Annotated in this window: 18 protein-coding genes; 8 read left to right on the top strand and 10 right to left on the bottom strand. The window is 63.8% G+C overall.

Annotated elements, in window-relative coordinates; translation table 11 throughout:
- The first annotated feature begins 25 nt into the window (after positions 1-25).
- Positions 26-1,216 carry a sensor histidine kinase gene (locus tag WBN46_RS12095; RefSeq protein ID WP_337731723.1) on the top strand — a complete coding sequence of 397 codons (1,191 nt, stop codon included), beginning with the start codon at positions 26-28 and terminating at the stop codon, positions 1,214-1,216.
- A 147-nt stretch (positions 1,217-1,363) separates the two neighbouring features.
- Entirely contained in the window at positions 1,364-1,966 is a 603-nt protein-coding gene (locus WBN46_RS12090) for a response regulator transcription factor (protein WP_337731722.1), read from the top strand.
- A gap of 174 nt (positions 1,967-2,140) precedes the next feature.
- On the opposite strand, the gene WBN46_RS12085 is transcribed toward WBN46_RS12090, so the two are convergent.
- The 7 genes from WBN46_RS12085 to WBN46_RS12055 all read right to left on the bottom strand — a co-directional run bounded on the left by WBN46_RS12085 (position 2,141) and on the right by WBN46_RS12055 (position 9,130).
- Positions 2,141-3,511 carry a leucyl aminopeptidase family protein gene (locus WBN46_RS12085; protein WP_337731721.1) on the bottom strand — a complete coding sequence of 457 codons (1,371 nt, stop codon included), beginning with the start codon at positions 3,509-3,511 and terminating at the stop codon, positions 2,141-2,143.
- On the bottom strand, positions 3,508-4,248 hold the full coding sequence (locus tag WBN46_RS12080) for an HAD-IA family hydrolase (protein WP_337731720.1): 741 nt from the start codon (positions 4,246-4,248) through the stop codon (positions 3,508-3,510). The genes WBN46_RS12085 and WBN46_RS12080 overlap by 4 nt, the downstream gene beginning before the upstream one ends.
- Before the next feature lie 721 nt (positions 4,249-4,969).
- Positions 4,970-6,064, bottom strand: coding sequence for an AI-2E family transporter (locus tag WBN46_RS12075; protein WP_337731719.1), 1,095 nt, complete (start codon positions 6,062-6,064; stop codon positions 4,970-4,972).
- Positions 6,065-6,266: 202 nt separating this feature from the next.
- Complete coding sequence (locus tag WBN46_RS12070) at positions 6,267-6,695, bottom strand: protein sip-5 (RefSeq protein ID WP_337731718.1); 429 nt, start codon at positions 6,693-6,695, stop codon at positions 6,267-6,269.
- On the bottom strand, positions 6,695-7,201 hold the full coding sequence (locus WBN46_RS12065; RefSeq protein WP_192202241.1) for a phage holin family protein: 507 nt from the start codon (positions 7,199-7,201) through the stop codon (positions 6,695-6,697). The genes WBN46_RS12070 and WBN46_RS12065 overlap by 1 nt, the downstream gene beginning before the upstream one ends.
- A gap of 9 nt (positions 7,202-7,210) precedes the next feature.
- Entirely contained in the window at positions 7,211-7,576 is a 366-nt protein-coding gene (locus tag WBN46_RS12060; protein ID WP_192202439.1) for a hypothetical protein, read from the bottom strand.
- A 90-nt stretch (positions 7,577-7,666) separates the two neighbouring features.
- The gene (locus tag WBN46_RS12055; RefSeq protein WP_337731923.1) at positions 7,667-9,130 is read right to left on the bottom strand and encodes a Do family serine endopeptidase; all 1,464 of its coding nucleotides are present in this window, start codon (positions 9,128-9,130) and stop codon (positions 7,667-7,669) included.
- Between the two features lie 555 nt (positions 9,131-9,685).
- Between WBN46_RS12055 and WBN46_RS12050 the strand changes: the two genes are divergently transcribed.
- The 5 genes from WBN46_RS12050 (at position 9,686) to WBN46_RS12030 (ending at position 15,311) form a co-directional block, all read left to right on the top strand.
- Positions 9,686-11,836 carry an adenosylcobalamin-dependent ribonucleoside-diphosphate reductase gene (locus WBN46_RS12050; RefSeq protein ID WP_337731717.1) on the top strand — a complete coding sequence of 717 codons (2,151 nt, stop codon included), beginning with the start codon at positions 9,686-9,688 and terminating at the stop codon, positions 11,834-11,836.
- A gap of 96 nt (positions 11,837-11,932) precedes the next feature.
- On the top strand, positions 11,933-12,880 hold the full coding sequence (locus WBN46_RS12045) for a hypothetical protein (RefSeq protein ID WP_337731716.1): 948 nt from the start codon (positions 11,933-11,935) through the stop codon (positions 12,878-12,880).
- A 118-nt stretch (positions 12,881-12,998) separates the two neighbouring features.
- Complete coding sequence (locus tag WBN46_RS12040) at positions 12,999-13,835, top strand: NrdJb (RefSeq protein ID WP_337731715.1); 837 nt, start codon at positions 12,999-13,001, stop codon at positions 13,833-13,835.
- 53 nt (positions 13,836-13,888) lie between these two features.
- Positions 13,889-14,218: a hypothetical protein gene (locus tag WBN46_RS12035; RefSeq protein WP_337731714.1), complete on the top strand. Its 330-nt coding sequence runs from the start codon at positions 13,889-13,891 to the stop codon at positions 14,216-14,218.
- Positions 14,208-15,311 (top strand): ImmA/IrrE family metallo-endopeptidase, encoded by a 1,104-nt coding sequence (locus tag WBN46_RS12030; RefSeq protein ID WP_337731713.1) that lies wholly within the window; start codon positions 14,208-14,210, stop codon positions 15,309-15,311. Before WBN46_RS12035 ends, WBN46_RS12030 begins: the two co-directional genes overlap by 11 nt.
- Here WBN46_RS12030 and WBN46_RS12025 read toward each other — a convergent pair.
- Positions 15,301-16,230, bottom strand: coding sequence for a hypothetical protein (locus WBN46_RS12025; protein WP_337731712.1), 930 nt, complete (start codon positions 16,228-16,230; stop codon positions 15,301-15,303). The two genes, WBN46_RS12030 and WBN46_RS12025, sit on opposite strands and share 11 nt — an antisense overlap.
- Positions 16,231-17,058: 828 nt before the next feature.
- Positions 17,059-18,021 carry a thymidylate synthase gene (locus WBN46_RS12020; protein ID WP_337731711.1) on the bottom strand — a complete coding sequence of 321 codons (963 nt, stop codon included), beginning with the start codon at positions 18,019-18,021 and terminating at the stop codon, positions 17,059-17,061.
- A 499-nt stretch (positions 18,022-18,520) separates the two neighbouring features.
- Here WBN46_RS12020 and WBN46_RS12015 point away from each other — a divergent pair, with 499 nt between their 5' ends.
- Positions 18,521-18,739, top strand: coding sequence for a hypothetical protein (locus tag WBN46_RS12015; RefSeq protein WP_337731710.1), 219 nt, complete (start codon positions 18,521-18,523; stop codon positions 18,737-18,739).
- 108 nt (positions 18,740-18,847) lie between these two features.
- On the opposite strand, the gene WBN46_RS12010 is transcribed toward WBN46_RS12015, so the two are convergent.
- On the bottom strand, positions 18,848-19,171 hold the full coding sequence (locus tag WBN46_RS12010) for a hypothetical protein (RefSeq protein WP_337731709.1): 324 nt from the start codon (positions 19,169-19,171) through the stop codon (positions 18,848-18,850).
- Positions 19,172-19,433: the final 262 nt, after the last annotated feature.

The following is a 19,433-nucleotide window of genomic DNA, read 5'->3' as shown; positions in this document are numbered from 1 at the left end:
GGAGCACCGGCGCAAGGAGTCGTCCATGAAGCATCTTTCGTCGCCCCTGCTGTCCACGCTGACGCGCCTGCGCGACCGCCTGGTACCCGAAGCGCTGGGCCTGGGCTGGATGCCCATCTTCCTGCTGGGCTACCTGGTGTTCCTGTTCGTCCCGGTGCTGGTGCCGTCCAACGCCGACTGGGGCGAGGGCGTGCGCTGGTACCTCTGGCCGACGCTGGCATCCATCGCCGTGTTCCTGCCGATGTACTTCCTGGCCTATCGCGGCAGCGCGCTGGCGCGCGTGCTGTGCACGCTGGGCATCGCGGCGCTGGGCTACGGACTGATGCCGTTCAACGCGTTCTCCAACACCTACGTCATCTACGCGGCGGCCTTCGTGGCGCTGATGCCGGGATCGATGTGGATCCGGCTCGAAGTCTTCGCCCTGCTGATCATCGCTTACTGCGGCATGGCGGTCTGGCTGGGGTTCCCGGTGTTCGTGCCGGCCGTGACCGCGATCGTGTCGGTGGCCGTGTTCACCGGCAACTACTTCCAGGCCGAGACGGTGCGCAAGCGTGCCGAGCTGAAACTGTCGCACGAGGAAGTGCGTCGGCTCGCCGCGCTGGCCGAGCGCGAGCGCATCGGCCGCGACCTGCACGACCTGCTCGGGCACACGCTATCGCTGGTGGCACTGAAGTCGGACCTGGCCGGCCGGCTGGTCGACCGCGACCCGCAGGCCGCCCGCAACGAGATCAACGAAGTCAGCCGCGTCGCCCGCGACGCACTGGCGCAGGTACGCCGCGCGGTGACCGGCATCCGGGCGGCGGGGCTGGCGGCCGAACTCGCCTCCGCCCGCCTGCTGCTCGAATCCGACGGCGTCACCCTGCGCTACGAAGCGCAGGACGTGGCGTTGCCGGCCGATCTGGAGACGGTGCTTGCGCTGAGCCTGCGCGAGGCGGTGACCAACATCCAGCGTCACGCGCGCGCCACGATCGCCGAGGTCACCCTGGCCTGCAGCGACGGGCACGTGCAACTGCGCATCCGCGACAACGGCGTCGGCAGTGCCGCCGTGCCCGGAAACGGCCTGAGCGGCATGCGCGAGCGCGTCGAGTCGCGCGGCGGGCGCCTGCGCATCGACTCCACGCTGCGGCAGGGGACGTGCGTGGAGATCATGTTGCCGCTCCCGTCGAGCGATGACGCCGTGGCAGCCCCCACGAAAGCCCCTGTAGGAGCGACGTAAGTCGCGACCGCACGGCCGGCACGCGCGCCAATGCTCACTGGGGTCTTCATCTTGCGGTCGCGACTTACGTCGCTCCTACAGAAAGCGGCCCACTTCCCTTGATTGATTTGCTAGCGTGTCGTCCGACTTTTCCCTGCCGGCCTCCCGATGATCCGCGTGCTCCTAGCTGAAGACCAGGCCATGGTGCGTGGCGCACTCACCGCCCTGCTGGGCATGGAGAGCGACATCGACGTGGTGGGCAGCGCGGCGGATGGCGAGACCGCATGGCTAGACCTGCAGCGGCTCAGACCCGACCTGCTGGTCACCGACATCGAGATGCCGGGCCTGAGCGGGTTGGAACTGGCGCAGCGCATCCAGCGGCACGGGCTTGCGTGCAAGGTGGTCATCGTCACCACGTTCGCACGCGGCGGTTTCTTGCGGCGCGCGCTGGACGCGGGCGTCTCGGGTTACCTGCTGAAGGATGCGCCGGCCGAGGATCTTGCGGAGGCGCTGCGCAAGGTGCACCGCGGCGGCCGTGCCATCGATCCCCAACTCGCGCTCGAGGCATGGTCCGATGCCGATCCGCTCAACGACCGCGAACGCCAGGTATTGCGGCTGGCGGGCGAGGGGCAATCGGCTGGCGACATCGCAAAGCAGCTCAATCTCTCGCAGGGTACCGTGCGCAACTACCTGTCCGAAGCCATCGGCAAGCTCGGTGTGGCGAATCGTATCGAGGCCTATCGGATGGCGCGGCAGCGGGGGTGGTTGTAGGAAATGAAGTGCCTTCTGTAGGAGCGACGCAAGTCGCGGCCGCAGACCCGGGAATCCACTCGCTCCTATCCGGCAGACACGAAGCGCTTCGCGACGCTACGCGGCAATGCGGAAGAACGGGAGCGCTGACAGCGTGCGGTCGCGACTTGCGTCGCTCCTACAGCGGGGGCGACGTCAACCGCCGTAGCGCGCCTTCAGCATCGCGTACGCACTGCGCAGCGCGAGCGCTTCGCCACCGGCGGGGCGACCGGCGCGGTCGCTGTCGTTCCATGCGTACACGTCCAGGTGCGCCCACTTCATTCCGTCCGGCACGAAGCGCTCCAGGTACAGCGCGGCGGTGACCGCGCCGGCCATGCGCGAGCCGGCATTGGCCAGGTCGGCGATGCCGCTGGTCAGGTAGCGCAGATACGGACGCCACAGCGGCATGCGCCATACCGGGTCGCGCATGCGCTCGCCGGCGGCGATCCAGTCATTGGCCACGGCGTCGTCGTTGGCGAACAGCGCGGGCAGGTCCGGTCCCAGTGCGATGCGTGCGGCACCCGTCAGGGTGGCGAAATCCAGCAGCAGGTCGGGCGACTGCTCGCCGGCATAGGTCAGCGCATCGCACAGGATCACGCGGCCTTCGGCATCGGTGTTGTCGATCTCGACGCTGACGCCCTTGCGCGTGGCGATCACTTCGCCGGGACGGAAGGCGTTGGGGCCGATACTGTTCTCCACCGCCGGCACCAGCAACGTCAGCCGCACCGGCAGCTTGCGCGCCATCACCAGCTGCGCCAGCGCAATGGCATGTGCCGCGCCGCCCATGTCCTTCTTCATGTGGCGCATGCCGTCGGCGGGCTTGATGTCCAGGCCACCGGTGTCGAAGCACACGCCCTTGCCCACCAGCGCCACGTGCGGCCGCGATGCGTCGCCCCAGCGCAGCGCGATCAGGCGCGGCGCGCGGTGCGAGGCGCGGCCCACCGCGTGGATGGCGGGGAAGTTCTGCGCCAGCAGCGCGTCGCCCGCGATCACGTCGACGTCGGCGCCATGCACGTCCGCCAGTGCGCGGACGACGGCTTCCAGATCGTCCGGACCCATGTGCTCGGTGGGCGTGTTGACCAGGTCGCGCACCTGCACGCTGGCGGCCAGCAGGTCGAGCGCTTCGGCATCGGCCTGCGGCAGTACCAGGCGCGCCGGCTTGCGCGCCGGCTGCTTGTAGCGGTCGAACTTGTAGCTGCCCAGGCCCCAGCCGAGCTGGAGCGCGGTGCGCGCATCGGCGGGCAACTCGCCTGCGATCTCCCAATCGCCCGCCGGCAGGCCGAACGGCGCATGCGCGTAGGCATACGGATCGAGCGCGTCGCCGATGCCCATCACGGCGCCGGCCAGGCCCTGCTCGCCAGGCAACGCCAGCAGCGCGCCGGGCGATGCGGTGAAGTTCTGCGCATCGATCCAGGCATTGACCGCCGCCGACTGCGTCGTACGCCACGCGGCCAGCTGCGCGCGCTCCAGTACATGCAGCGGACGGGCACTGGCGGAAGAATCGGTGTAGGCGAGGGCAGCGCTCATGCGGCGGCGTGTTCCGTGGCGAAAGAGGGGTGGGCGTCCAGCCAGTCGGCCAACGCGGCAAGGGTGTCGAATTCCAGGTCGGGGCGCAGCGCCTCGTGGGGCCAGGCCTGAGGGCGGCCGTCGTGGTCTTCCGGCCGGTTGATCCAGCAACTGCGCAGCCCCGCGCGCACGGCACCGACGACATCCATCTCGATATGGTCGCCGACATGCAGCACTTCGGCGGGCGGTACGCCGAGCAGGTCGCATGCAGCGTGGAAGATGCTGGCCTCGGGCTTGGCGGCGCCGTGCTCGCGCGAGTGGATCTTGTGCACGAACAGGTGGTCCAGGCCGATCCGCTGCAGGTCCGCATTGCCGTTGGTCACGGCCGCGACCGGGAGGCGGGCGGCGATGCGCTGCAACGCATCCAGGCTGTCGGGGTAGTACTCCACCTGGTTGCGCGCGGCATAGAAAGTCTCGTAGGCCGGTTCCAGCAGGGCCATGTCGGCGCCGCTCTCGCGCAGGGCGCGCTCCAGCGTCATGCGGCGCAGGATGCTGAGGTCGTGCTTGTGCTGCGGATGGGCGGCGAAGACTTCTTCGCGCACGGCACGCATGCGTTCGACGGGGAACATGGCGGCAGTGGCGGGGCTGTGTTCGCGCAGCCAGTCGTCGAGCACGCGTTCGATGCGCGCGCCGATGGGGGCGAACGGCCACAGGGTGTCGTCGAGGTCGAGGGTGATGGCGCGGACAGGAAAGCTCATCGAGGCGATTTTACACCCCAGTCCCGCTTTGCCCCTCATCCGGCGCGGATCCAGCCCATTTCCCTGCGGCGACTAAAGGAAGTCCTGTGGGAGAGAGGGGTTGGGGGTGCGGACCTTGAGCGTGTCCAAGGGCGCATCGTCGCTTTAGGGTCTTGGGCCTGGCGGGATGGTTGTTTTAGTACGCCAGCATGGTGCGCTCGCCGCGGGGCCCTACTTTTCTTTGCTTGTGCAAAGAAAAGTAGGCAAAAGAAAGCACACCCCGGCGGTCCGCCCACCGCTGCGCGGCGGGTGCGCAGTCCCGGCGGGAATTTTCGTAAGGGCCATCCTGGCCCATACGAAAACGGCGCACGTCCTGTGCGCGGCCCCGTTGGGGTTTTACCCGCCGTGACTGCCGGACCTCAGGGGTCCCAGGAGCCGCACGCGAAACATCGTGAGAGGGCTTGGTTTTTGCTCTTGCCTTTGGGCCCCCTTGAGGCACGGCGAGTGGGCCGGGTAAAACCCGAAGGGCGCCGCCCTGGATGGGCGGCGTTTTCGTATGGCACAAGGATGTGCCTTACGAAAATTCCCGGCCCGCTCGCGGACCCGCAGCGCGTAGCGCGGAGGGCGTGCCGCCTGGGGTGTGTTTCTTTGCTTACTTTCTTTGCACAAGCAAAGAAAGTGAGGCCTCCGCGGCGAGCGGCACCATGCGTGACCTAAAGCAGACCCGCACCGAACGCAGGATTCACTCCAGCAACCGCGCCCACCCCTCCATGCCTTCCACCCGCGCCAGCACCAGCTTCACGCACACCAGCAGCGGCACCGCCAGCAACAGCCCGATGATCCCCCACAGCCAGCCGAACAGCATCAGCGCCAGGATCAGCACCAGCGGCGACAGCGCCATCCTCCGGCCCAGGATGATCGGCGTGATGATCTGGCCCTCGATCGTGTGCAGCACCAGGTAGGCTACCGCCGGCAGCATCGACTGGAACGGTTCCTCGAAACTGATGAACCCCACCAGCAGCATCGCCACGATCCCGATCAGCGGGCCCACGTACGGCGCGAAGTTCAACAGCGCCGCCATCGTGCCCCACAGCAGCGCCTCGGCAAGGGGCAGCCCCAGCAGGTAGAGCACTCCGGCGAACACCAGCCCCACCACGGTGTTGATGATGCTGATGGTCAGCACGTAGCGCGACACCTCGCGCTCGATCGAGTGCAGGATGTCCACCGTGAATTTCTTCTGCTGCCGCCCCGGCAACAGCGCGATCGCGTTGCGCTGCAGGTTCTCGCCGTAGACCATGAAGAAGAACGTCAGCAGCACCACCGCCAGCAGCGATGCGAGGAAACGCGGCGTCGCCAGCAGTTTCCGGTAGGGCTCGTCCTGGGGTGCGGTGTGCACCACCTGCGGCTGCTTGCCGGTCTGTCCGCCAGCGGCCCGGGCGAAGTTCTCCGCCGCCTTGTTGGCGTCCTGCACCGGCTTGGTCAGTTCGCGCAGCTTGGGCGCGAGCTGGCGCATCTCGCGCGGCGCCTGCTGTGCCCATTCCATCGCCGAAGGCAGCATCTTGTGCGCCAGCAGTCCGGTCGCGGCCATGCCGCCCAGCAGCACGACCAGCGCGCCCAGGAAGCGCGGCACGTACAACCGGCGCAGCATGCGGATGATCGGATTGCCCACCAGCGCGAAGAACATGGCCAGCAGCACGGGCAGCAACACATCCTGCGCGGCCCATAGCGTGTAGCCCACGGCCAGCGTGGCCAGCACCAGCATCGGCGTGGAGGCGCGGGGGCGCGGCGGGGGAGGAGTGGGGGCGGCAGGTGCGTCGGTTGGAGCGGGTGTACTCATGGGCAGTCGGCCGCCAGGGTGGATGCGCGATTGTGCAGTGAACCCTGTAGGAGCGACGTGAGTCGCGACCGGAAGAGGCAGACGTCGGGGAGGCTTCGGACAGGCCGCTGCCTTTTCCGGCGAAGTTCGGTGCAAGGAAGGCTTGACTCGTGCGGTCGCGACTCACGTCGCTCCTGCAAACGCCCGCAAACGTGCAGGCGCCTCAGCGCTCGGAGAGTTCCGTGGCTGCTTCAGCCGGGCGCGGCGCGGTCACCACGATCTCATCCTCGTCGAACGCCTCGTCCACCATCGGTTCGTCGTCGGCCAGGCCCTCGGCCTGCTCCTGCGCATCCTGCGCCGTGTCGGCGGCCTGCTCGGCGGTCTCGGCGGCGGCGGCCGCCTGCGCGGTGGCCACGAAGCTGGAGACGGCGGTGAACATCTGCATCCAGCGCGCACCGGTCAGCGTGCGCAGCGGTTCGGCGCGGCCCACCAGGAAGCCGCTCACCACGCCCGCGATGACGATGCGCCCCGGCGTCCAGCCTGCGCGCCATGCCTGCTTCAGCGTGATCCATTGCAACTGCGTGTGCGTGGCGCGCAGTTCGACGCGCTGTTCCGCGCGCTGCACGTGCTGCAGCAACTGTTCGAAGCGCATCACGCGCCCCCGTGGTCGGCCGCGCGCGGATCATGCGCGGTACCGGGCGGGGGATCGTCGTCGACCACCTCGTCCTCATCGAACAGCCCCAGCTTCGCCAACTGGCGACGGGTGGCATGCATGCCGGTGTAGTCGAAGTAGCGGCCCACCTTCCACGCCGCGAACGCGGTCATGGCCAGACTGATGAAGGCGGCCAGCGACAGCGACTGCAGCCAGGAGAATCCCAGGCGCTGCATCAGTGCGATCAGTGCGCCGGTCACCAGCAGCCAGGCCGAGGCGCCGAACACGATGGCCACGCATGCCCACGCCAGTGCGCGCCCGAACGCGCTGCGCGCCAGCGCGAAATCCGCCGACACCAGCCCGCGCAGTGCACGGCCGGTGCCCTTGGCCGAGCCATAGGCCGCGCGGCCGGCGGCGCCGACCTGCTTCAGGCTGTCGGCGAAATCCGGCGGTGGAACATCGCCGGACGTGCCGGCATCGCCGGATTCGCGGGGCGCGTCGCTCACGCGGTGGGCTTACTTGTCGCCGCCGCCGCTGCGCGCCAGCTTGGCGATGATCCAGCCGGCCGCGAAGGCCACGCCGAACGAGGCCAGCGGGCGTTCGCGGATCAGGTCCGCGGCGCTGTCGATCAGGTCGCGGCCCTTGTCCATCAGCGCGTCCACCTGTTCGCGCGCAGCACCCCCGCCGGCTTCGGCGGCCGCGATGCCGGACAGCGCGGTGTCGGCCAGTTCCGCCTTCACGTTGGCCTTGCCCAGGCGGAGTTCATCGCCGGCGGCACTCGCGGCGCCCTTGATCGCTTCGCCGGCAGCGGCGGCGGCGGACGCGAGATGCGAACCGGCTTCGCCCAGGTTGGACTTCAGCGCATCGGTGTTGGTGGGCATGGTCATGGTCGGCTCCTGTGGGCGGGGGATGGGGCCACTCTAATGCACGGCGGTGAACGGGCTGTTATGCCCGTCCACCGTGATCGCCGGTCACTGCATCAGCAGGCGGCCGGTGCCGCGTCCACGCAGGATCTGCAGTACCAGCTGCTCGGGTTTGCGTTCGAAGCTGGCGCGGAAACCCGGCAGGTCGCCGAACTCGCCACTGCTGCCGGCCACGATGATGTCGCCCGCGCGCAGGCCGCTGTTCCAGGCGCGGCTGTTGCGCACCACGTTGCTGACCTGCACGCCACCGTTGGCGCCCTGGCTGCGCAGTATCTGGCGTGCCGATTCGTCCAGTTCCTTCAGCGTGGCGCCGGTCAGGCGTGCATCGAGGCTGGCGCCTTCCGCACTGCGCACGCCTTCCTTCAGCGCCACGTTGAGTTGCAGCGGCTTGCCGTCGCGGCGCACTTCCAATGCCACGCGTGCGCCCACCGGCTGCAGGCCTTCGAAGTTGTGCAGGGCGGCGCGGTTGTCGATGCGCTGGCCGTTGGCGGCCACCACCACGTCGCCGGGTTGCAGGCCTGCCGCAGCGGCAGCCGAGCCCGCATACACGCGCGTGAGCAGGGCGCCACGCGGGGCCTCCAGGCCCAGCCCGCGGGCGACGCGTTCGTCCACGTCCTGCGATTCCACCCCGAACGTGCCCCGGCGCACTACGCCGTTGTTGGCGATCAACTGGTCCATGATCCCGCGCGCCATGTTGATCGGGATGGCGAAGCCCAGGCCGATGTTGCCGGCCATGCTGCCGCGGGGATTGAAGCTGGCGGTGTTGATGCCCACCAGCCGGCCCTGCAGGTCGACCAATGCGCCGCCCGAGTTGCCCGGGTTGATCGAGGCATCGGTCTGGATGAAGTTCTGGTAGCCGGCCACCGGGATGCCGCTGCGGCCCACCGCCGACACGATGCCCGACGTCACCGTCTGGCCCAGGCCGTAGGGGTTGCCCATCGCCACCACGAAGTCGCCCACCTGCAGCTGGTCGCTGTCGGCCATCGGCACGGCGGTGAGGCCCTGGGTGGGGATGCGGATCAGCGCGATGTCGGTATCCGGGTCCGAACCGATGAACTCGGCCTCCACCTGGCGGCCATCGCTCAGCGTGACCGACACGCCGTCGGCGTTCTCCACCACATGGTGGTTGGTCAGCACGTAGCCCCGGGTGGCATCGACGATCACGCCCGAGCCCAGTGCGCGCTCCACGCGCTCGCGCGGCATGTCGGGGATGCCGAACAGGCGGCGGAACACCGGGTCATCGCCGAACGGCCCCAGCGGGCTGGCCACCCGGACGGTCTGCCGGCTGTACACGCTGACCACCGCCGGGGTGACCCGCTTGAGCATGGGGGCCAGCGAAGGCAGCGCCTGGCCGTCCGCGGTGGCGGGCAGGGCGGCGGCAGCCGGGACGGCGGCTGCGGCGACAGGGGCCGCCTGGGCCGGCTTCTGCAGCAGATCGTTCAGGCCGGTGGCGGCGAAACCGCCGAACGCGGCGGCGGCGGTCAGGGCCAGCAGGGTGGGAAACGGGCGCAGCGCTTTCTTCATGGTCGGTCGGCAGGTCGTTGCGTCGGGAAGGGAGTGGGGCCGGAAGGGCGCCCGTTCAACCTGAATGAGTCTGCTGACGGACCCCTAAACCTGCAATGAAGTCCGGCCTCCGCGGCCCCTGATCCGGCACCGGCGCGTGATGACGGACGGTGGGGTGGATGCCATGCAATTGTCATGTCAATCCGGTTGACAGGGGTCACCCCCGGGCGTAGTTTGACGGCTTCGCGCGGACACAAGATGTTGCGGTCCAGCACGAAGCGGACCCAAGCACTGGTGTTTTTTCGGGCTTTGCGCTTGGGAAATCGGGCGCCTTTGGGGATTGGCGCATGAGGGCGAGGGAAGCAGTGGGCACCATGGCGATGGCAGGTCCCACTTCCACAATCCGGCAACCCGGGCGGCGCATCCTGTGCGGCTGCCCGCGGCGCCGTCCCCGTCGTCCGGGTCCGCCATGAACATCCCGCAGTGAATCGCGGGGGTGGGCCCCACCGCCCACCTGCCACAGCCAACACACGTTCCAGTCGTTTTTAGGAGAACAACATAACCATGAGTACGGTGCGCCTCGAGGCGATCAAGACGGAACAGCCTGCCCTGATTCCCATGCAACCGGCATCCCAGGACATCTGGGACAAGAAGTACCGGCTGAAGACGAAGCAGGGCGACGCCCTAGACGCCGACATCGATGGCACCTACCAGCGCGTGGCCCGTGCCCTGGCCGACGCCGAAGGCACCCCGGAAAAGCGCGCCTACTGGTACGAGCGCTTCGTGTGGGCGCTGCGCCGCGGGGCCATTCCCGCCGGCCGCATCACCTCCAATGCCGGCGCCCAGCAGCACAAGCCGGCCACCAGCACCATCAACTGCACCGTGTCCGGCACCATCGAGGACTCGATGGACGGCATCCTGGACAAGGTCCACGAAGCCGGCCTGACCCTCAAGGCCGGCTGCGGCATCGGCTACGAGTTCAGCACGCTGCGCCCGAAGGGTGCCTTCGTCGCCGGCGCCGGCGCGTACACCTCCGGCCCCATGTCCTTCATGGATATCTACGACAAGATGTGCTTCACCGTCTCGTCGGCCGGCGGCCGCCGCGGCGCGCAGATGGGCACGTTCGAAATCTCCCACCCCGACGTCAAGGACTTCATCCGCGCCAAGCGCGAAGACGGCCGCCTGCGCCAGTTCAACCTGTCGCTGCTGATCACCGACGGCTTCATGGAAGCCGTGGACACCGACGCCGACTGGCCGCTGGTGTTCCCGGTGAACATCAAGGAGAAGGGCGACATCGACGTCGAGGACGCCGCCCAGGTGGTCTGGCGCGAGTGGCCCACCCACAAGAACTACATCGTCCGCGACGACGGCCTGGTGGCCTGCAAGATCTACGGCCACATCCGCGCGCGGCACCTGTGGGACATGATCATGGTGTCCACGTACGACTACGCCGAACCGGGCTTCATCCTGATCGACCGCGTCAACGAGATGAACAACAACTGGTGGTGCGAGACCATTCGCGCGACCAATCCGTGCGGCGAGCAGCCGCTGCCGCCCTACGGCGCCTGCCTGCTGGGCTCGGTCAACCTGACCACCTTCGTGCGCAACCCGTTCACCGACCAGGCCAGCTTCGACTGGGAGGAATACAAGGAAGTCGTGCGCGTGTTCACCCGCATGCTCGACAACGTGGTCGAAGTGAACGGCCTGCCGCTGGAGCAGCAGCGCGCCGAGATCCTGCGCAAGCGCCGCCACGGCATGGGCTTCCTGGGCCTGGGCAGCACCCTGACCATGCTCAAGCACAAGTACGGCAGCCCGGCGTCCTGCGAGTTCACCGAAGCCATCGCCCGCGAGATGGCCGTGGCCGGCTGGGAAATGGGCCTGGCGCTGGCGAAGGAAAAGGGCGCCGCGCCCATCATGGACGAGCTGTTCACCGTCACCGCCGCCATGCTGCGCCAGCGCCCGGAAATGGCGAAGGACGGCTGGAAGGTCGGCCAGGAGATCCCCGGCAAGGTGCTGCACGCCAAGTACAGCCGCTACATGCAGCGCGTGGCCAGCGTGGCCCCGGAGCTGGTGGACGAACTGGCCGAAGTCGGCAGCCGCTTCACCCACCACAGCTCCATCGCCCCCACCGGCACCATCAGCCTGTCGCTGGCCAACAACGCCAGCAACGGCATCGAGCCCTCGTTCGCGCACCACTACAGCCGCAACGTGATCCGCGAAGGCAAGAAGTCGAAGGAAAAGGTCGACGTCTGGTCGTACGAGCTGCTGGCCTACCGCGAACTGGTCAACCCGAAGGCCATGCCGTTCTCGGACGACGCCGATGCGAAGTTGCCGGAGTACTTCATCGCCGCCGACGACATCAGCCCGAAGGAGCACGTGGACGTGCAGGCCGCCGCGCAGAAGTGGGTGGACAGCTCCATCTCCAAGACCGCCAACGTGCCCACGGACTACCCGTACGAGCAGTTCAAGGACATCTACCGCTACGCCCACCAGCAGGGCCTGAAGGGTTGCACCACGTTCCGCTTCAACCCGGCCGCCTTCCAGGGCGTGCTGGTGAAGGAAGCCGACCTGGAGAACACCACCTACCGCTTCGAGCTGGAAGACGGCAACGTGGTCGAGGTGAAGGGCAACGAGCAGATCGAATACGACGGCGAGATGCACACCGCCGCCAACCTGTTCGATGCGCTGAAGGAAGGCTACTACGGCAAGTTCTGACGCTTTACCCCTCTCCCCGCCTGCGGGGAGAGGATGCCCGAAGAGCCTGCCCCGTACTTGATACGGGGGTAGGTGAGGGGGAGCGAGCGTAGCGAGTTGCTCTTGCTCTTCGCGAAAAGCGGCCCCTCATCCGCCTTCGGCACCTTCTCCCCGCTTGCGGGGAGAAGGAAAAAGGGAACTCCTCCCCGTTCGCGGGGAGAAGGGAAAGAAGGAGATCGGCTGTACCCCTCTCCCCGCCTGCGGGGAGAGGATGCCCGAAGGGCAGGTGAGGGGGAGCGAGCGCAGCGAGCTGCTTTTGCTCTTCGCGAAACGCGCCCCCATCCCACCCTTCCCCCGCACGCGGGGGAAGGGGCGCATCACGGCAGGCTTCGATTCATCGGCTTCACCGTTTCACCCCGCGCAATCGGGTATAGCATCGGCAGCGTCACGAACCTCGCCCACAAGGAGGGCAACATGAGCAACGGCAATGGTGTCACGGCGACGCTTTCCGGCGCGGCCGAAAGCGTGAAGGAAACAGTGGCAGGCATCGGCGAAGCGGTGGCCACCACCGCCAGCGAAACGGTCGCCAAGGCGAAGAAGGCGGCCAAGAAGGCGCGCAAGACGGTCACCGCCGACATCGCCAAGGCGAAGAAGGCCGTGGCCAAGCGCACCGACAAGGCCACCAAGGCGGTGAAGAAGACCGTCGCCAAGGCGAAGAAGAAACTGGCCGCCGCCAGTTCCGCCGCCAAGGCCGAAGCCGCCAGCCTGCAGAAGAAGGTGACCGGCAAGAAGGCCGCCAAGAAGACGGCGAAGAAGGCAGCGAAGAAAGCCACCAGGAAGACGGCTGCCAAGAAGGCCGTGAAGAAGGTCGCCAAGAAGGCCACGGCCAAGAAGGCCGTCGCCAAGAAGTCGGTGAAGAAGGCAGCAAAGAAGGTCGCCCGCAAGGCGCCCGTGAAGAAGGCGGCGAAGAAGGCCGCTCCGAAGAAAGCGGCCAAGAAAGCCGTGCGCAAGGCAGCCCCGAAGAAAGCCGCAAAGAAAGCAGCAAAAAAAGCGGCCCGTAAGTAAGACCTGATGCACCCCTCCTCCCCCGGGTCCGGGGGAGGGTTGGGGCGGTCGCCGGCCCGGAAGGCCAGGCCCCGCCCATCGATGACAACTTTCAGAACACGAACAGGATTCCACCGTCATGGCCGTCAAGATCGACAAGAAAATCAAGGGCTACAGCGTGCTCACCCCGGAAGACAAGGCGCGCGAAGCCGCTGCGCTGATTCCCACGGCGTCGGTGCCGCGCGAGACGGTGGAAAAGGAAGTGCCGCAGGACAACATCATCCAGATGCACGAGCGCATCGAGCGCCCGGAAGTCCTCATCGGCAGCACCTACAAGATCAAGTCGCCGCTGGTGGAGCACGCCATGTACGTGACCATCAACGACATCGTGTTGAATGCGGGCACGGAGCACGAGCTGCGCCGTCCGTTCGAGATCTTCGTCAACAGCAAGTCCATGGAGCACTTCCAGTGGATCGTGGCGCTGACGCGCATCATGTCGGCCGTGTTCCGCAAGGGCGGCGACGTGACGTTCCTGGTGGACGAGATGAAGGCCGTGTTCGATCCGCGCGGTGGTTACTTCAAGGCCGGCGGCGTGTACATGCCGTCGCTGGTCGCCGAGCTGGGCGCCATCGTGGAAGAGCACATGAAGTCCATCGGCCTGATCCACGATCCGGAAATGAGCGCGCACCAGCGCGCCATCCTGGCCGAGAAGCGCAAGCAGTACGAAGACCGCGCAAAAAAAAACTCTGACGTAAGCGTTGTTCCTTCTCCCGCTCCGGTGGGAGAAGGTGTCCGAAGGGCGGATGAGGGCGCTTCTGCCGTCATGCCCGGTTCTTCGGAAGACATCGCCGTCACCGGCGATGGCGCCAGCTTCCCGCCCTCTGCGACCCTGTGCCACAAGTGCAGCACCAAGGCGCTCGTCATCATGGACGGGTGCGCGACGTGTTTGAACTGTGGGTATTCGAAGTGCGGGTGAGCTTCGCTGGCGAATTTTGTGGGCCTGATTCGACGACGGAACCTTGACGCCATTTGGAAATCTCTTTCGAGACAAGGCAGTTGCGAGACCTCTGCGAGGATGAAGTTCTCGCGGAGGCGAGCTTGTCGAAAAGGGATGCTGAACTGCTACGTATCAGGCTTTCCGACATTCGTGCCGCGGAAAACTACGATGATCTTCAGCTCTCCCAGCCCGCAAAGGGAGTCTATGATGAGTTTCCCAGTCTCATTTATGAGCTCACGCCGCAACATGCACTGGTGATCGTGCCTCAAGGTAAGGGCGTTCGCCGGGGCGCCTCAGAATCTTCATGGCTAACAATTAGGCGAGTGAAGGTTGTCTCTCTGGAGAACATCAATGTCAACTGAGATGGGCTTTCAGCCGAACTGGTTTGTGCCTCCGGGCGCAACCATATCCGCACTTCTCGAGGAGCGAGATATATCAATTGAGTCGTTAGCTGAGATCGCCAACAAGACTCTAGGTGATGTGTCGAGACTGATCTATGGGGTTGAGCCGCTTACGACAGAGTGGGCGCAGGCTCTAACAGAGTGCCTAGGGGCTTCACAGGGCTTCTGGCTAAGGAGAGAACAGCAGTATCGCTCCGACTTGGAGAGGCTTTGCGAGGAAGCGACAAGTGCTGGCAACGCAGAGTGGTTGAGTCTAATCCCGCTGCGAGAGGCCGTTAGCTACGGATGGATTCCGGAAGGTCGAAATGCGTATGAGACACGGCTAAATGCATGTGCGTTCTTTGGTACGACTTCCGACCAAGGTTTTGAGCGCCAGTACGAAACTCTCTTCGACGGCGCACGCTACAAGACGAGTAACGCCTTCAAGAGTAACGACTCATCGCTCGCTACCTGGCTGCGTCACGGAGAGGTCGTTGCCCGATCTATCAGCACGGCCGGTTGGAATCCGGAGTTGCTGCGCTCTTCGCAGGCCGAAATTCGGGCCTTAACGATGATTGGCAATCCCGTTGAATTCATTCCCCGACTGAAAGCCGTGCTGGCTACCTGCGGCGTGGCTTTTGTTGTTTCGCGCGCCCCAAAGGGGTGTCGTGCGAGTGGCGTTGCTCGTTTCCTCACCCCAGACAGTGCCCTGATTCAACTAAGTTCAAGATATCTGGCGGATGACCAGTTCTGGTTCACGCTGTTTCATGAGATCGGTCACTTGGTACTCCATGCTCCAAGTGGTGTTTTCATTGAAGATGAGGAAAGACTTGACGCCAAACTCGAGGATGAGGCGGATGATTTCGCAATCGGCGCACTCTTGGAAGAGGTTGGTGTGTCATCCCTAAGAACCGTCGAGCTCACAAAGTACTCAATCGCTCGGCTGGCTCGGCGCGCGGGCATAGCGCCAGGAATCGTGGTTGGAGAACTTCAGAGATCCAAGAGAGTTCCCTACAACCATTTCAATTACCTGAAAACCCGCTACAGATGGAACGATTCTGAGCTCACCCTTTGAAGAATACGTACTTGGCAGGGTTCTTGCCCCAGTTGCAAAGGGCGTCCTCCATCTCTTGCATACCTACTCCGAGTTGCTCCCCAAGGCTTGTGGCTCGTTCTTCTAGTTCGGCGATCGTCAGTTGGTCTTCTCCCTCAAAGGCGACCCTGGCGCCCTTGTTAGGCCCTTTTGTGGTCGAATCAAAGTAGGGTCGACCAGGCCGAATATCTGCAAGCCCTAGCTTTCCTAGCATTGTCAAGAAATCAAACCTGGCGATTCTTCCGAAGCTGGTCACTGACCTCATGGATTGGTAGAGCCACTCGAACATCCCTTCGGGTGTGCCATCGCTTTGATCTCTCGCGATATCGAATAGGGTCTTATGGTCGCCGTGGGCACGGACCCACTGAATGTAGGTATCGATAGCGTCACCAGTGCCATTCTTCTTAGTTCCAGAAAGGCTCTGGTACTTTCGATGATTGCCGAAGCCTCTGCGTGTGCCTCTTCTCAGATGTGCCTCATTCTTGTCCAGCCATTCACGGATCGCTGGAATGTTCTTGGATGTCTCTTCGAAAGTCCAAGGATCTTTCTTGCCCAATGCCGAATAAACCTCAGCCGTGTACCGGTAACCCGAAATGGAATGACGACCAAAATGGACGAACAGAAATGTCAGCCAGCACGCTTCCTCGAACTGACCCTCGTCGCGCTTTAGGAGGGCGGCCCTTACTGGGTCGAAGAGGGGGCTGGTTCCATTGGCGCGCTCGGGGCTGATATCCCTTTTGCTGATCGTGCCAACGAACTCAACACGGCGCACGCTATCTATCAATTGAAAGAGAAAGGCACGGCGTCTCGCTGCGCCCTTAAGTCCAGGGATGAGTTCTGGATTCACAGCATCAAGCTTAGCTTCAAGCTCAAGATACAAGCTGCCTTCATGGTTGGTCATTCCAATTGTCCCCGAGTTCCTTAACCCATCTAGAAATTCTGCTTGTCACTTCTGATGTTACGCCAAAACTACTTTGAATATTATGGTTGTAGCCAAGTAGAAGGATTGTCCTCCCTAACTCGATATCGCCGATGCGCCTTGTCTTCGCCGTGTATGCAAATCCTGGCACTCGCCCATTCTGAAGAGACCACTCTGGCATTGAAATTGAGCTGGAAGTCCATGATGAGTCCATGACGAATGTCTTCTCGACTTCTTGGATGACCGATCTTCCATTCAATATCAGGATTCGAACGTCGGACATCTGCAGTACTTTGGCTAGTGATCTGACGCCAACCTGGAGCAGAGCGCTTCGTTCGCGAGCTAGAAGCGATGACCATTTATCGCGCGTCGCATAAGGAACTAGATCCAAATGACACGCGGTCGTGCCGATCTGTGTGTAGTAAGAAGCCCGTGATGGTGCGAGTAGCCGATCAAGTGGTCGGAACCACTGGTTGTATGGATTGCGTAGGAAATAGTCCTCGCAGGACTGAATAATCTTACTGGCATGAACCTCAGTGGCTTCTCGCCAAGAATTGATGCTGAGAGACGATAGTGTTTCTAGTCGAGCTTCTTGAGCCGAGAGCGGTTTCCCGCTTCTGTCCACATACTCAAGATTGCTAGGGTTGAGTCCGAGAGTTGCAATTCGACTACTAAGAGAGCCGAAACACAGGACGGGAGAGGCCCAAGGAATGGAGCACTGCTTGATGACGTTAGAGTCATCAAGCTCTCTGATTAGGTGAAGCATCTCTCTGCAGAGTTCGTTGTTTCTATTTCGCGCCATTTCTAAGTTCACTTGATTGCTTTCGCTTTGTCCATTCGAGCAAGTAGGAAGATATCGTAGACTTTAGAGCTCATGCGGTTCTTCGCTTCCGCAATGAACTCTTGATCTCCTTTTCTAGATGCGGAGTATGCGCACAGGAGGCGGCATATGTCGCTCCAGTACGGCTCATTGCCGACGTCAATACTCTTGTAGTCTCCGAGGCGCGCTTGCTCTTCAACGGCCATAGCTTTCTGAATGTTTTTCCATGGATCTTCGCGCGGCATCTCTGGCATGGAAATCTTGCTTTGCCATCGCTCGTCCAGATATCTGACAGCAGCATCGCGCTGCTCTTCGTACAAGTGAAGGCTTCCGACGAAATGATGATAGGTGCCAAGTTCTACGCCTATCGTTCTCGCAACAATCTCTTGCAGCATCGTGAAGCAAAATACGTCATGAGGAAGTCCGAGATATGCATCATTCGATCTCATGCTTACGACGAGATGTAGTTCGTTCTCTCTAACTAGAAACTGGATTGAATTTGTGCACGGCACTGACTTGAAGGGTTCGCTAAGATCCTCTGCGTCAAATATCTGAATAACTGCGCGTCGCGACGATGCTTTCTCGCTAAGGAGATGAATTACGTTGCCGAGTTGGTTCTGATCTCGCAGTGAGAATAGTCGCTGGCCGTATCCGCTTCTTACTCTGATGTTGTCATCGGATTCTTTGGCGTATACCCCGCCTGGAACATAGTGCTCAATGAAGTCGAGCATCGTATCTCTTGACAAATACCAGAACAGTTCGCCTAGCGCGCTGAATAGTTTGCCGCGCTCCTCGCTTCTGCTCAGCCTAGCTAGTGGGTTTGTCAGTATCAGATGGCAACCGACAGCTTCTAGAAACTCGCCTCGGCTTGCGGTTTCCTTCTTGCCCTCGCGGATCAGTGTGTCGAGGGCGACGTTCATCAAGTCGTCTAGCGTTGATTCGCTGATGTCCATTCGTCTGCTTTCCTTGCGGTTAACGGGCTTTCTGACATTGGGTAGGATGTCTTAGGACTGGGTAGGTATCTGCTAGGGATCTGTATGAGAGTGCCCCCTCCGAGCACTTCTTACTTTGGCCACATTGCTCTCCGAAAACTGGCTCAGCTCTGGCTGCGAGGCAATGCGTCGGCTTTGCCGGTTGCATGCCACGAAGGTTTTTGCGCTTACTGCGATCAAATGTAAATAGACACCCCAACATCCCCGACGCAAACTCGCCTCCAAGGAGCGTCGAATCTCCCTAGTAGCGGTACCCACCTCCGATACCTTGGTGGGTTTTTGTGCCCCGTGCATCGGGCACATCCGACGCAGACTGTTCCGCGTCGGGAGGGCGGCTAATACAACACCCCTCAGGGAAATATGCCCGCCGGCTACTAGCGGTTCGAACCTCCCGACACCCTGCGGGCGCATGCCGCGCCCGCAGGCACGCCTTGCACCACGCACGCGGAAGGACACCGCCATGAAGCACGGAACGCTCACTGACCCCGGCTACCACCTGCCCACCGAAGCCCACGCCGAACTGCAGGCCCTGCGCGACCACTTGCACCTGCTGGCCCAGCTCAGCACCCCCGAACACCAGAACCCCGACGACCTCATCCTCCCCCGCGCCGGCCTGGCCCACTGCTTCACCCACCTCGCCGACACCGCCGACCACATCGTCGCCGCCGTCACCGCATGACCCACCTCGTAGGGCGGGCTTAAGCACGCCATTGCACCAACAGACGAGAAGACCCCGCGCGCGCGGGGTCTTTCCTGTCAGTCGCCACACACCACGGTATCGTCCCTATTAGGGCCCGGGCTTGGACTTCGCTTTGCTCGCAGCGTTTGCCGTCGACTTGCGGGACACGGTGGCCGCCGCCTTGGGCGTGGCCGCTTGCACCCCATTCGCAGCTGGTGTCTTGGTGGCTTGCACAGGTGCAGGTGCCATGCTCTGGATCGCACTGCGTGCCCGTGGCTCGGTATGGTATAGCTTGACGAAGTCGCCCCCGAAGCCGACCTTGAAGATCTCCCCGCCGTTGTCGGCATCCTTGTACATGCCGGCCACCACCCCGTTAGTGTCGTTAACGTAGTACTGCGTGCCGTCCTTTCCTTTGATCCATGTGAAAGCCATCGAGCGTTCCTCCGCGTAAGGCGCCGGCACCCGGCGCTCCTTCATGCAACGCGATCACCACCGCGCGACGGACAGCCGGACAGTACACGTCCGACCGACGGCCAAAAACAACCCGCCAAGGCCGTGCCGCGACCCGCGTAGCCCGGGTAAGCGCAGCGCGCGCGCGACGCCGTCCATACACCGGCTCCAACCCCCCGGATGCACCCTTCGGCCTTAGCCGGGGCTACGCACGCTTCTGTCCGCGCTACATCGCTAGCGAGTA

This window comes from Pseudoxanthomonas sp. CCNWLW251, assembly GCF_037402255.1.
Taxonomy (GTDB): domain Bacteria; phylum Pseudomonadota; class Gammaproteobacteria; order Xanthomonadales; family Xanthomonadaceae; genus Pseudoxanthomonas_A.
The sequence above is the reverse complement of the archived record's forward strand: the minus strand, read 5'-3'. Positions and strand labels throughout refer to the sequence as shown.